Source organism: Mucilaginibacter sp. UR6-1, assembly GCF_020880975.1.
Taxonomy (GTDB): domain Bacteria; phylum Bacteroidota; class Bacteroidia; order Sphingobacteriales; family Sphingobacteriaceae; genus Mucilaginibacter.
The window spans coordinates 657843-671602 of sequence record NZ_JAJIWP010000001.1; the positions used below are offsets into that span (position 1 = coordinate 657843).

Genomic DNA, 13760 nt, shown 5'->3' on the forward strand with positions numbered 1-13760 from the left:
GACGCGGAAATCAAAGCCGCATCAACGAAACTTTAAAAAAGAATGATAGCAGAAACCTTTATACGACGACCGGTTACGGCCATTGTAATATCATTAGTGATACTTATTGTAGGTATATTGGCAATGAGTAATCTACCTATTGCCCAATATCCGGAGATTACGCCGCCAACGGTACAGGTAACCGGTAACTACACCGGTGCCGACGCGCTAACAGTTGAGCAAACCGTGGCAACCCCGGTTGAGGTGCAGGTAAATGGTACCCCGGGCATGACCTACCTGCAAAGTAACAGTACCGGTAACGGCCAAATGAGCATGACCGTTAACTTTGAAGTGGGTACTGACATTAATATTGCCGCGTTAGACGTGCAGAACCGTGTGGGTATTGCCCTGCCTACCTTACCGCAGGAAGTACAGCGTTTAGGTTTGGTGGTACGTAAGCGTAACCCGAGCATCCTGATGCTGGTGGCGTTGTACTCGCCAAAAGGCACACACGATGTAACTTTTACTGATAACTATGCCAACGTATTTATTAAGGATGCGTTGCTGCGTACCAAAGGCGTGGGTGACGTGTTTACACGTGCCGATGACTTTAGTATGCGTATATGGCTAAAGCCCGATAAGCTGGCCGCCCTGGGCATGACCGCCGCGGATGTTACCGCCGCTTTACAGGAGCAAAACGCGCAGGTTGCAGCGGGTACCGTAGGTGCCACTCCGCAAATGAAGGGGCAAACCTTTGAGTATACCGTACTGGTAAAAGGCCGTTTGGTTAAGCCTGAAGAATTTGAAAACATTGTGGTTAAAACACAACCAGAGAATGGTGCCATAGTGCATTTAAAGGATGTGGCACGCATTCAGTTAGGTAAGTTTAACTATGCCGGTAACTCATTTGTTGATAACAAACGCGCATCATACCTGCTTATTTACCAGGCACCGGGCAGTAACGCTATTGAAACTGCTGATAACGTTACTACAACCATGGAGCAGTTAAAAAAAACCTTCCCGAATGATATTAATTATGTGATACCATTTGAGTCGGTAACGGTAGTAAAGGTATCATTAGATGAGGTTATTGAAACATTGGTAATTGCCCTGGCGCTGGTTATTATAGTGGTATTCTTGTTTCTGCAAAGCTGGCGTACAACGCTTATCCCGGTATTGGCAATTCCGGTATCTATTGTGGGCACCTTTATCTTTTTTGTGCCGTTAGGCTTTACTATTAATACCTTAACGCTTTTCGGTTTTGTATTGGCTATTGGTATTGTGGTGGATGATGCCATTGTTGTGGTGGAGGCTGTGCAGCATTATATGGATGAAAAGGGCATGTCGCCGCAGGAAGCCACGGTACACGCCATGCGCGATATCTCGGCACCGGTAATCGCCATCGCGCTCATCCTTGCGGCGGTATTCGTTCCGGTAGGTTTTATACCGGGTATTGTGGGCAGGTTATATCAGCAGTTCGCTATTACTATCGCAATTTCGGTATTGATCTCGGCTTTCGTGGCATTATCTCTTACACCCGCGTTGTGTACCCTTATTTTACGTCCGCATAAGATTGACGAAAAATCAGGCGGTTTAAATAAATTCTTTTACAAGTTCAACCAATGGTTTGACAGGATCACCGGCAGATACAGAAATGCCGTTGATAAAGGTATCAAGCATTCAAAGTTTGTGATGTTTGTGCTAATCGCCATAATTGTTGGTACCGTGTTCCTTTTCCGCAGCAAGCCATCAGGCTTTATTCCGCTGGAGGATGAGGGGCGTATATTCGTTACTTACGATCTGCCTGAAGGTTCGGCTACCGAGCGTACAGTTGATGTTTTACATGGCATGATGAAAACGCTCGACAGTATTCCGGCTATTAAACATTATGCCGCATTGGGTGGTTTGAACGCGATCAACTTTGCAACAAAATCAAACAGTGCTACCATATTTGTGCAGCTTAAACCGTGGGATGAGCGTGAAAAGGAAGAAGATAAGCTGGAATCATTAGTAGCCATGCTGCAGCAAAAGTTATCGGCTAAATTTAAAGAAGCCAGCGTAGTTGTAATATCACCTCCGGCAATACCCGGTTTAGGTAATACCGGTGGTTTCTCCTTTATATTACAAGAGCGTGAAGCGGGCGGTGATATTAAAAACTTTGAAAAAACGCTGCAAACATTTGTAGGCGCGGTTAACGCCAGGCCCGAAATAGCCCGCGCATTCTCCTTTTTTACCGCACGTACACCGGCATACCAGTTAACTATTGACCGCGAAAAAGCTAAAAAGCTCGGCGTGCAGATAAGTGACATTAACAATGCCCTGCAAACATACATGGGTAGTACCTATATAAACGATTTTACCATATATGGCCGTAACTTTAGGGTGTTGGCCCAGGCCGATACCAACTACCGTACAAGCATTGCCAATATAGGCCAGTACTTTGTACGTAACAGGGGCGGAGAGATGGTGCCGCTAAGCACACTTACTTCATATAAGGTAATTGAGAACGCGCCGCTTATATCTCATTATAACCTTTTCCGTTCGGCGGAAATAAATGGTAGTACCAAACCAGGGTATAGTAGTGGCGACGCTATTAAAGCTTTACAGGAAGTTGCCGCTCAAACCCTGCCGCAAGGTTACGGTTACGAGTTTTCGGGCCTCAGCCGCGAGGAAATACTATCAGGATCTAAGAGTATTTACATATTTGCCCTTTCTATAGGTTTCGTGTTCCTGTTCCTTGCAGCGCTGTATGAGAGCTGGTCGGTACCATTCTCAGTACTGTTAGCGGTACCACTGGGTGCATTTGGCGCAATATTATTCTTGTTTTTTAAACCGGAACTTACCAACAACGTTTACGCGCAGATAGGTTTGATCACGCTGATTGGTTTAGCTGCCAAGAATGCTATCCTGATTGTTGAGTTTGCCAAAGAGCGTGTTGACAGGGGTATGGAACTTGAAAAAGCTACACTCGAAGCGGTACGCCTTCGTTTACGCCCAATTATAATGACATCTATGGCATTCATTCTTGGTATTTTGCCGCTGTTGTTCGCATCTGGCGCAGGTGCCGTATCTCGTCGTACCATAGGTTACACAGTTTTTGGCGGTATGCTTTCTGCTACAGCCCTTGCCATATTTATAGTGCCGGTGTTGTACTATGTAATAACCAAACTGGCGTACGGTAAAGAAAAGCTTGCCGAACTTGAAGCCAACTACAAACCCGACCCGGAAGTTGACCCGGAGGTTTAATAAAGCTATATAGAGTTGAGCGCCATGCGAATATTTGCATGGCGCTTTTTTTATTTATTATTGTTTTATACTGTTAAATAATATTATTAAATAATGCAATAATGTTGTAATTGATGAAAATTATATGAAATTGTCAGGTTAAACATACATATTGTATAATAATTAATACTTTAAAAGGATACTTTTATTAAACTTCGCTTTGTGATAAAAAACGATAATGACAATGTTAAGGCTGTTATTAATCTCATTTATTATCAGACTATTTAACATTGTAAGTGCTGTGTCATGTAACCTTGTTATATCTGTTTTGGCATGCTTTGGCCGCATATTTGTAAAACCCCTGTTGTGAAATCTAAAATTTATTTACAAAACATCACAACAATGAGAAAGTCAACAAAACTGATAGCTGCCGCAGTAACTGCAGTAGCACTATTTTTAGGAACTAACGTTAAAGCACAAACCAATGAGAAAAGCGCATGGCGTTTAGGTTTTGGTATTGAAGGCGGTATACCAACAGGTGACCTGCACGATGTAAGAAGCTTCCAGTTAGGTGGTACAGCACGTTTGCAATACGGCCTTTCTGATAACCTGGCTGCTACTTTAACTTCAGGTTTTTACAATTTCTTTGGTAAAGAGATTGGTGATACAGGTGTAGATTTTCCTGATGGTCACGTAATCCCGGTTAAATTGGGTATCAAATCATTTTTTACTGACAACCTTTACTTTGGTGCAGAAGCCGGTGCCGGTTTTGAAACAGGTGATGGTGTATCGGGTGATACCAAATTGATTTTAGCTCCTGCTTTAGGTTGGGCTGATAAACACTGGGATGTTGGTGTTAAATACGAAAACTTCTCAGGCCAGGGCAATAACTACGGTACTGTAGGTTTGCGCTTAGCTTACGGTTTTGGTTTGTAACATCATCTAAATTAAAAACAAAGGGCTTATGGAAATTTTCCATAAGCCCTTTGTTTTATGCGGCAATTGCTATTTAACAGGCATTGTAAAAGTAAAACTGGTGTGTTTATCGTCAGAACGGATGGTTATTTTTCCATTATGCGCACGGGCAATCTCTGATGCTATGTAGAGGCCTAAACCCAATCCCTGCTGACCATTTTTAACCTCGCCGCGGGTAAAAGGCTGAAACAGTTTACTGATGATAATTTCGGGTATTTTGTCGCATTTGTTTGTTACTGATAATGTAAAAGTATCATCATCACAATTAACGCTAACATTTACTGCATATTCAGGGTCGCCATAAGTAAGTGCATTACCCAGTAAATTTGAAAATAGCTGCGCTATACGCTTACCATCACCATATACCGGTTGTGTTAAGCATATGTTAACATCTATCTCCCTGTCAGGCCATATTATTCTGAGTTCATTTATTATTTGAAGCAATGTGTTCTCAAGCGGCTCGTCAATCGTATAATTTAGCTTAATTCCATCGCCAAGCCTTCCGCTGGCAAAATCAAGTATATTATCAATAAGCGAACGCATCCTGAAAGTGGAATCCTGTATAATAACTGCCAGGCGCTTCATCCTGTCATCAAGCGGCATCCTCATCATTAGCTGAGCTACGTTGGATACTGCGGTAACAGGATTACGAAGATCATGACCTAATATGGCTATGAATTGTTCACGTAATTCAGATATTTCGCGCTCCTCCATTAATTGATTGTTACTGTAGGTTACTTGTTCAACGGCACTTAAATGAAAGGCTATCAGATCAGCAAACAAACTGAACATATCCGTTATCTCTTTTTTGCTCAATTGGTTAGGCCTTGGATCAATAGCGCATAATGTGCCAAAAAACTGACCATTCTGAAGCATTATTGGTACCGAAATATAACTTTGAAAACCATACATCAGCGGAGTATGGTGATTTGCATAAAGCGGATCTGAATCAACATGATCAATAACAACCATTTTTTGATGATCGCGTATCTCATTACAAATGGTTGTTTCAAGCTTTAACTCGCCGCCAGGTATGAGTCCGAATTGTATATCATCACGCACCGCACAGGCAATCCATCGGTGATCTGTTACACGGGCTACAGCCGCAAACCCCATCCCGGTGGTGCCGCAAATAACATCAAGTATAGACCGCACAGCCGGAATGTTGTTGATATTCTCAACACAACTTTCAATATTGTTCAATTAATAGGGGGTATTAATGTGAGTGTTAATTAGATAAATAAATATAGAATTAAATACTATACTATCATGTTATTATAAAATAAAAAAAGCTCCGGTGGTTTCCGGAGCTTTTAAGCTATGATTGAGTTGCTTATTGCAATTTGCCAAGTGCAGCTTTTATTCTGCTTAAAGCTTCTACCAGCTTATCTTCAGCCGCGGCGTATGACATGCGGATGGATCTTCTATCACCAAATGAATCACCGCCAACGGTTGAAACATGGGCTTCCTCTAATATATAAATGCTTAGTTCGTCAGCATCATTTATGGTGCGGCCATTATAGCTTTTACCAAAAAATGAGGTAACATCAGGGAAGAAATAGAATGCACCCTCCGGTAAGTTAACCTTAACACCGTCAATATCTTTAAGCAGGTTATACACTATATCCCTACGTTTTTGGAATTCATCACGCATTTGGTGTACGCTTTCCAAACCACCTTCGTAAGCGGCAGTGCCGGCGCGTTGGGTTATTGAGCAGGTACCAGAGGTGATTTGTCCTTGTATTTTATCGCAGGCGGCTGCAAGCTCTTTGCTTGAGGCAGTGTAGCCTATGCGCCAGCCGGTCATGGCGTATGATTTTGAAAAGCCGTTAATGATCACCACACGATCTTTAACACTCTCAAACTGCGCGATAGACTCATGGCCGCCAACAAAGTTAATGTGCTCGTATATCTCGTCAGACAGGATGTAAACGTGCGGATATTTTTCAAACACCTTGACCAATGAAGCTAATTCATCTTTGCTGTAAACGCTACCGGTAGGGTTACATGGCGATGAAAACATGAACAGCTTGCTGTTTGGGGTAATGGCCGCTTCTAACTGTTCGGCAGTTATCTTAAAGTTTTGCTCGGCAGTGGCTTCAATAAATACGCTTTTGCCTTCGGCAAGTTTTACTACCTCAGAGTATGATACCCAGTAAGGAGTAGGGATGATCACTTCTTCGCCCGGATTAACAAGGCAAAGTACCGCGTTGGCAATAGCTTGTTTAGCACCGGTTGATACCACAATTTGGCTCATATCATAATCCAAACCATTCTCGTTCTTTAGTTTGGCAGCTATAGCCTTGCGCAGGTCAGGGTAGCCTGATACCGGGGTATAGTATGTAAAGTTATCGTCCATCGCCTTTTTGGCGGCATCCTTTATATATTCAGGGGTATGAAAGTCGGGCTCGCCAAAGCTAAGGTTGATCACATCAACACCTTTGGCAGCTAATTCACGGCCCAGTTTGGCCATTTTAATGGTTGCTGATTCTGACAGGTTCTGTATCCTGTTACTTAATGTAGTCATATTGTTTATGTTAACGCGGCAAATATAGAAAATAAGTTTACTGCTGATTGCGCTTGTTATTCATTAAATTTGCACGCTAACAGAATTTATTTTGGGCGAGCAAAAAAGGATAATACTCATCTCACTAATTACAGGCGTAGTGCTGATGCTGGCCAAACTCAGCGCCTACTTTATTACATCCTCAAATTTTATTTTGACCGATGCTGCCGAAAGCATTGTTAATGTGGTAGCCAGTTCGTTCGCCTTCTTCAGTATCTATCTTTCGGCATTGCCCCGCGATGAGAATCATCCTTACGGGCATGGTAAGGTAGAATACTTCTCGGTTTTCTTGGAAGGCGGCCTTATTGTTATTACGGGCGGCATCATTGTAGTTAAATCAGCCTATGGTTTAATAAACCCCGAGCCTGTGCGCGAGCTGTTAACCGGTACTATTATTATTGGCGCTACAGGCATAGTAAACGGGGCGTTAGGCTATTACCTGATTAATAAAGGAAAAGAGCTACGGTCTATAACCATTGAAGCTGATGGCCGGCATTTACTTACTGATATGGTTACCAGCGGCGCGCTTGTTGCAGGGTTATTGATCATTTATTTTACAGGTATTTTATGGCTCGATAGCGCATTATCTATTTTGGTAGGGCTATATATCATATTTGCCGGTTATAAACTGGTGCGAAAATCAGTTGCGGGATTGATGGACGAAACTGATTTTGGTATTGTTACCAATGTACTGAAAGTGCTTAACGAAAAACGCAAGGAAGAATGGATAGACATTCACAACCTTCGCGCGCAAAAATACGGCAGCGAACTGCACATTGATTGCCACCTGACATTACCCAACTACTTTGATTTGAACAGGGTGCACGAGGAGGTATCACTTGTTGATAAGATGATCAACCTTGAGGCTGGGGTAAAAACAGAACTTTTTATTCATTCTGATCCTTGTTTACCTGAGTGTTGCCATTATTGCAGTATGCCTAATTGCCCCATACGCTCGGAGCCTAAACGTATAGAGATAGAATGGACCCTGGATAAAGTAATGCCTAATAAAAAACATTTTGAATGACATATATCAACGTACGTGTTTACGGGTTATTAATTAATGATGATAACCAGGTGCTGTTAAGTGATGAGCGAGAATACGGCATGGAATTTATCAAGTTTCCGGGTGGAGGGCTGGAGTATGGCGAGGGGCTTATAGATGGGTTAAAGCGTGAATTTATGGAAGAATGTGCTATGGATATTGAAGTGCTCAGCCATTTTTATACTACGGATTTTTTCATAAAATCGGCATTTAATGATAGCCAGATATTGAGTGTTTATTACCTGGTTAAAAATACACATCCAATTAACCTCACTATAAAAACAAAAGCCTTTGATTTTGATGGTGATGGCAATGTTGAAATATTGCAGGCATTTCGCTGGGTGGCGATCAGTGAGTTGCAGCCTGAGGATGTTACCTTCCCTACAGACCAGCGGGTTGTTGCGCTTTTAAGGCAGCAATTGGCTGTTTAATGTACTGCACATCATCAGTACATTTTACCACAATATTGCATAAGCAATGCTTTGCACCGGTATATTTACCGCAAATTTTGTATCGACCTGTTATATTTTGATATATGGAATTAACCACACTACTACCAAAAATTGTTGCCGATAATAAGTTGCATGCCAAATGGCTGAATACGCTATCGCTGATGGAAAATACCGGCGCTCGTAAAATATCAGCCAGCGAAGATCCGGTTACGGTAACTTACATTATACTAAAGCACGCTGCCGAGGAGCATCGCCATGCTTTTTATCTTAAAAAACAAATTGAAAAAACGGGTGATAACCAATGCCCAACTTATGCTAACGAATACCTTGTAGCACCGGCCAGCAGTAAATATTATTTAAATGTGCTTGATGTTGAGGTGAGCCGTTATCTCAAAAAAAAGCTTAACCTGTCAGGCGCTGAGTTGCGTTTTGCCGCCTATCTGCTGGTTACCTATGCTATTGAGGTACGTGCCGACGAACTTTACCCGATCTATCAGCAAGCGCTTGACAATGCTGGAAGCAAGGTGAATGTGAAATCGATCATACTGGAAGAGGAGGGTCACCTGGAAGAAATGATCAACCAGTTGCACCACTTTTCGCCAGACTGGCAAACACATGCCGATAAAGCTGTAGAAATAGAGAGCCGCCTGTTTAACGAATGGGTGAACGCGCTTGCAACAGAGTTTGCCGCTTAAAGTTTATTTACAATACAATATAAAGCCTTTATAGCTTCATGTATTCGGCGAATACCTGTTGCATAAAGGCTTTGCCATATTGCAGCATTTCGTCTGTTTGTTTTTGAGGCTGATTAGGATCACCTACGTAAATAATTCGTTTACCGGCATTATCATATGATACTACCTTACCAGGCAACATAAAACCGAATCCATTATCCCAATCAAAAAAAGCAAACTCCTTGCTATAAGGGTTCAGCAGGTTTTTTGACCATTTAAATTGCTTGTTTGGCATATCAAGCTGTGCCAGCAGGGTTGCGGCAATATCAGTTTGGCCGCCCAATTTATGTATACGTTGGCCACGATATTCGGGCTTTATGGCATCGCCAAAAAACAGTAGCGGAATGTGGTATTTTTGCGGTTCAAACGGGTCGGCATTATTTAATGGCAGCCTGTGCCCGTGGTCGGCAACGAGGATGAACAACGTGTTTTTATACCAGCTTTGCTTCTTAGCCAGATCAAAGTATTCTTTCAAACTCGCATCGGTATAATAAGCGGTACTCCTGAATTTGTTGCTCAGATCTTCACCCGGAAAATGCGCCGGTACCGGCAGGTCAAATGGTTCGTGGTTACTTAGCGTTTGCAGGTAGCTAAAAAAAGGTTGCTCTTCTTTGTTCAGATATTTTACATGCCTTTTCACCACAACATCATCATGCGCCCCCCATTTGGAGTTCATATCCCGGGCGTCAAAATTCTTTTTGTCGATGATCTCGTTAGTACGGTGGCTTAGCATGTAGGCCTTAAAGTTCATAAACTCGCTTTCGCCGCCGTACATGTACGATGTTGCATAGTGCTCATTGTAAAATACCTTTGTAAGCGATGGCAAGCGTTCCTGCTTCACGTTATCAACAATAACAGTACGTATGGCCTGCGATGGGAATGCACTCAATATGCCGATGATACCCTTGTCAGTACGATCGCTGGTGGAGTAAATGCTGTCAAACAAAACACCATGCTTAATAAAATCCTCAAAGTTGGGGGCATCGCCTTTTTCGCCGCCTAATGATTCGATCAGGTCAGCCGTAAAACCTTCAATCTGGATAATCACCACATTTGGTTTAGCAGTGTTTAGTATCTTTACAGTAGTGTCTTTCTGTACCGTGTACATACTGTCAACCAAACTTTCAGCCTCATGGGCAGACATGTAGAGGTAGGGGTTATATGGCGTTTTAAAATTCTCTACAGTGTTGTGCAGTAAGTTCCATTCCGTATTAAGCGCGCATTGGTTTAGTATCTGCCTGTCGCTAAAATAGGCCATACTTTGGTTCATGGGCGATAGCTGCAGACCGCCACGTATAATTAGCACATTTAACCCGGCTAATAATATAATAGCAAAAGGCTTTACATACCACTTGAGTTCAGGCTTCTTAAAGTTAAAATCAATTATATAGTTAGATAATACAATACCCGCTACTAACAAAAATGTACCTATAGCCAAACTTAAACCAATAGGCGAGGAGCCGGTAGAGGCAATAGCTTCGGAAGGGGAATGGTAAAGCGTATCAAATACCCTGAAGTTGATTTTGGTGCCCCACTCCCTGAATATGTTAAGATTTAAAATGGCGACAAAAGAAATAATGAAGATGCAGAAGTATACATATACCCGCAGCCAAATACCTTTTATATTTAATTTAGGAAAGAACCAACCTATAAAAAAAACCAACAGCGGTAGTATAGAAATATAACCCGCGGCCGAGGCATCAATACGTACGCCGTAAAAAAAGGTCTGGAATATTTCGCTAAAGGAGGCTTTTTTTAGTTTATCAATAAAATAAAGCTCAAAAATAGCCCGGGTTATTACCGAGAATACTAACCAGAAAAAGATGAAACGGATAAAACTAATTAGGCTTCTTAACATCAGGCGGCAAAAATACTTATTTGCCTGAATGTTAAGAAGCCTTTAATTAAATGTTTATAATACAATGACGGCGGGCTGCAATTAATTGCCGCCGCCACCTAATGATTTCAGATCAGTAAGGGTGATCTTCTCAAAATCGCCGGGGATGCCAAAAAAGCCCGCAGGAACTTTTTGATCGGTAACGCTTTTTAAGGTTACATTAACAGCCTGGCCTTGTTGCAAAGCTGTAAATTGTACAGGCACGCCACCAATTTCTTTAAAAGTATGGCTGAAAGATGTTGCCGGTATCTTGATATCGTTAGTAACCCATGCCTCGTAGCTGCTGCCGCTTTTTGCATCTTTTACAGTTACTTTTTTGCAGTTAAAACCGCTGATAACTTTAGTTTCAGTACCGGGGGTAAAGCTGAACTTAGGCTCTTGTGCTTTGCCTTCTTCAATTTCGGCAGGGGTTGCAATAGCTGCTTTTTTTATGCTGGCCACAGGTACATCAACCAAAACGGCAAGGTAATCGCCATTTTTAGCGGTGATGATCTTAATATCAGCAGGACCTTGCTGCATAGATGTAAGGCTGCTATCGCCTTTAAAGTAGCTTTTGGTATCAACCGCACCGCCAGGTGTTTGAATGGTATAGGTAGCAAAACCTTCGATGTAGTTTTTTTGAGCGCTGGCACCTAATGCGGTAGCTGATAAAGCAACAAGCAACGCTGCTCTTAAAAATTTAATGTTCATTGGGTCGTTTTTAGTTAGCACAAGTTAAGTTTTAATTGCAAGCTATGCAATTAAGTTAAATAATTAATTCATCGGTTAGACGGAGTAAGCATTGCTTTGTTACTGCCCGATACCATATATTTTATATGCTTCCGCTCCAGGCGGCCAATTAATTGTTGTCTGTAAAAACCCGTGCTTTTACCCGCTATTATAACTGTTTGATGTTTAGTGATCTTGTTGAGTTGATCGTTATCTAATTCTATTTTCCCTTTCAGATAAAGGTAGTCGTATTTTTTATTGATGGATAGATTATCGTTTGCATCGATAATTATCATTCGCTTATTAGCAAAATTAACCAGCTTATTCTTTCCTGTAATTTTATTAGCATTAATTGCTGATTTAAAACCTATTATGTTTATTTTATCAATTTCGCAACTATCAATGTAAGGTTTTATTGAGTAACTGTATGTTTTGCTGCCGGTGTCAACATCTGTAATAAGTATCAGGTTGTTTCCGCTGCGCAAACCTATAGCGGCATTATTACGCAGGCTAAAGAAAACGATCTGTTTATTGTGTACGATATGATAATTATTCCACATCCTGAATGTGGTTAAGGTTACTATCATAGCACATAAAGCAATAATCAGCGTTTTTTTCGGCTTATTTAACCAATAACTTATCAGCAATACAATTACAACAGCCAACAAAAATTCAATGCTATTGAGCCAAACCCTGTTAATGGCAGACCATGGGGCATGTTCAATAATTGATAATGTGCGGTTGGTGAACAGTATCAGTTTTTCAACCAGCAGGCCTAACCACTTACCCGGCAGCCAGCCTTGTGGTATAAGCAGGTATAATATTCCTCCATACATTATCAGGGCAGAAGGGATGAGTATTACCAGGTTACTCACTAAAAAATAAACCGGCACCTGGTGAAAATAGTAAGTACTTAAAGGCAGTGTAACTAACTGCGCGGCTATGGATGCAGAACTTACGAGCCAAATTTTATCAGCAAGTTTATTATTAAATGTGAACTTTTGATAGATGATGGGCTGCAGAATAATGAGCCCGGCAACGGCAATATACGATAGCTGAAAACCCACATCGGTTATCAGTAATGGGTCAGCAAGTAAGGTAATGAATGCGGATACCGCGAGTATATTCAACTGACTGATACGGCGTGCAAAGCATCTGCCCAAAAGTATAAATGAAAGCATGATACCTGCCCTGCAAACAGGCGGCGAAAAACCGGTAAGCAGCGCATAGCCCCAAATACACGCAATTACAATTAGAGTAACAAATATTTTGCCCCTTGTGCCCTTATTAAGTGGCGCAAGTATAAAAACCAATACCAGGTAAATAAGCCCAACGTGCGCGCCGGACACCGATAAAATATGAATGGTGCCTGTTTTTGAATAAGCCTGCAATACATCGTTACTCAATTCGGCGCTGTAACCCAGTATTAGGGTAGAGGCCACTGCGGATGCATCCGCATCGGTAATAACAATTTTAAATTTGTTTACAAGTCGTTTTCGCAGGTTTTGCGCATAAGCCATCAACGGGTTACCGGCATCTGTTTCAACAATACTGAAATGTGCGGGTGAAATATAAGCCTGATGATAAATGTTTTTATGTGCCAGGTAACGGCGATAATTAAATTCAGCCGGGTTAAGCGGCAGATCTACCGGTTTATAATTGACAGGTATCAGCAATACATCGCCATAACTGATCCTCTTTACAGCCTTTTTACTTAAAGTGATCAATATCTTTCCATTAACATTCAGTAACTTACCTGAACTTATGGCGTTTGTAACGCCCGCTGTAAAACGCATGTTATCATTCTTTGATACAGGCTCATTAATAACGGTTACCAGCAGGTTACTTGCATTTATTTTTGAGAAATGTTTGGGGTTATTTATCTCAATGGCATTACCTGTGATAACGATGCCCGCTGTAAAAAGGAATACTATGGCTACAATACCACCCAGCCAGGTATGCCTGAATATTTTAAGCGGTTTATGAAGCAAATTAAGTAGCACAAACAGTGTGGCTAACACCAAAAGCGACCATAACGGAAAGCTATTAAGCAGGTCGGGGTTGTATACACGCAGAAGTATCCCCGCTGCAAACGGTGCAAGCAATACTACAAACGGAAAAGCATCCTTATGGCTTGCCCTCATGCAATGTAAATGGAACGGTTTAGGTTGATAAGGAT

General features: G+C 41.7%; 10 protein-coding genes. 5 read left to right on the top strand and 5 right to left on the bottom strand.

Annotation, left to right across the window (positions count from 1 at the left end; genetic code table 11):
* Nucleotides 1-42: 42 nt before the first annotated feature.
* Both LJ707_RS02985 and LJ707_RS02990 read left to right on the top strand, forming a co-directional pair.
* On the top strand, nucleotides 43-3225 hold the full coding sequence (locus tag LJ707_RS02985) for an efflux RND transporter permease subunit (RefSeq protein ID WP_228949246.1): 3183 nt from the start codon (nucleotides 43-45) through the stop codon (nucleotides 3223-3225).
* Between the two features lie 381 nt (nucleotides 3226-3606).
* On the top strand, nucleotides 3607-4140 hold the full coding sequence (locus tag LJ707_RS02990) for a hypothetical protein (RefSeq protein WP_228949247.1): 534 nt from the start codon (nucleotides 3607-3609) through the stop codon (nucleotides 4138-4140).
* Nucleotides 4141-4209: 69 nt separating this feature from the next.
* Here the strand turns inward: LJ707_RS02990 and LJ707_RS02995 are convergent, their stop codons facing one another.
* Entirely contained in the window at nucleotides 4210-5382 is a 1173-nt protein-coding gene (locus tag LJ707_RS02995; protein WP_228949248.1) for a GAF domain-containing sensor histidine kinase, read from the bottom strand.
* A gap of 130 nt (nucleotides 5383-5512) precedes the next feature.
* Nucleotides 5513-6706, bottom strand: a complete 1194-nt coding sequence (locus LJ707_RS03000) for a pyridoxal phosphate-dependent aminotransferase (protein WP_228949249.1) — start codon at nucleotides 6704-6706, stop codon at nucleotides 5513-5515.
* 91 nt (nucleotides 6707-6797) lie between these two features.
* Between LJ707_RS03000 and LJ707_RS03005 the strand changes: the two genes are divergently transcribed.
* The 3 genes from LJ707_RS03005 (at nucleotide 6798) to LJ707_RS03015 (ending at nucleotide 8937) form a co-directional block, all read left to right on the top strand.
* Nucleotides 6798-7772 (top strand): cation diffusion facilitator family transporter, encoded by a 975-nt coding sequence (locus LJ707_RS03005; protein WP_228949250.1) that lies wholly within the window; start codon nucleotides 6798-6800, stop codon nucleotides 7770-7772.
* Nucleotides 7769-8221 carry an NUDIX hydrolase gene (locus tag LJ707_RS03010; RefSeq protein WP_228949251.1) on the top strand — a complete coding sequence of 151 codons (453 nt, stop codon included), beginning with the start codon at nucleotides 7769-7771 and terminating at the stop codon, nucleotides 8219-8221. Before LJ707_RS03005 ends, LJ707_RS03010 begins: the two co-directional genes overlap by 4 nt.
* Before the next feature lie 104 nt (nucleotides 8222-8325).
* Nucleotides 8326-8937, top strand: a complete 612-nt coding sequence (locus LJ707_RS03015; protein ID WP_228949252.1) for a hypothetical protein — start codon at nucleotides 8326-8328, stop codon at nucleotides 8935-8937.
* A 28-nt stretch (nucleotides 8938-8965) separates the two neighbouring features.
* Here LJ707_RS03015 and LJ707_RS03020 read toward each other — a convergent pair whose 3' ends face one another.
* The 3 genes from LJ707_RS03020 to LJ707_RS03030 all read right to left on the bottom strand — a co-directional run bounded on the left by LJ707_RS03020 (nucleotide 8966) and on the right by LJ707_RS03030 (nucleotide 13725).
* Nucleotides 8966-10834 carry an LTA synthase family protein gene (locus tag LJ707_RS03020; protein WP_228949253.1) on the bottom strand — a complete coding sequence of 623 codons (1869 nt, stop codon included), beginning with the start codon at nucleotides 10832-10834 and terminating at the stop codon, nucleotides 8966-8968.
* Between the two features lie 81 nt (nucleotides 10835-10915).
* Nucleotides 10916-11563 carry a DUF4412 domain-containing protein gene (locus LJ707_RS03025; protein ID WP_228949254.1) on the bottom strand — a complete coding sequence of 216 codons (648 nt, stop codon included), beginning with the start codon at nucleotides 11561-11563 and terminating at the stop codon, nucleotides 10916-10918.
* A gap of 68 nt (nucleotides 11564-11631) precedes the next feature.
* Nucleotides 11632-13725, bottom strand: a complete 2094-nt coding sequence (locus LJ707_RS03030) for a ComEC/Rec2 family competence protein (RefSeq protein WP_228949255.1) — start codon at nucleotides 13723-13725, stop codon at nucleotides 11632-11634.
* Nucleotides 13726-13760: the final 35 nt, after the last annotated feature.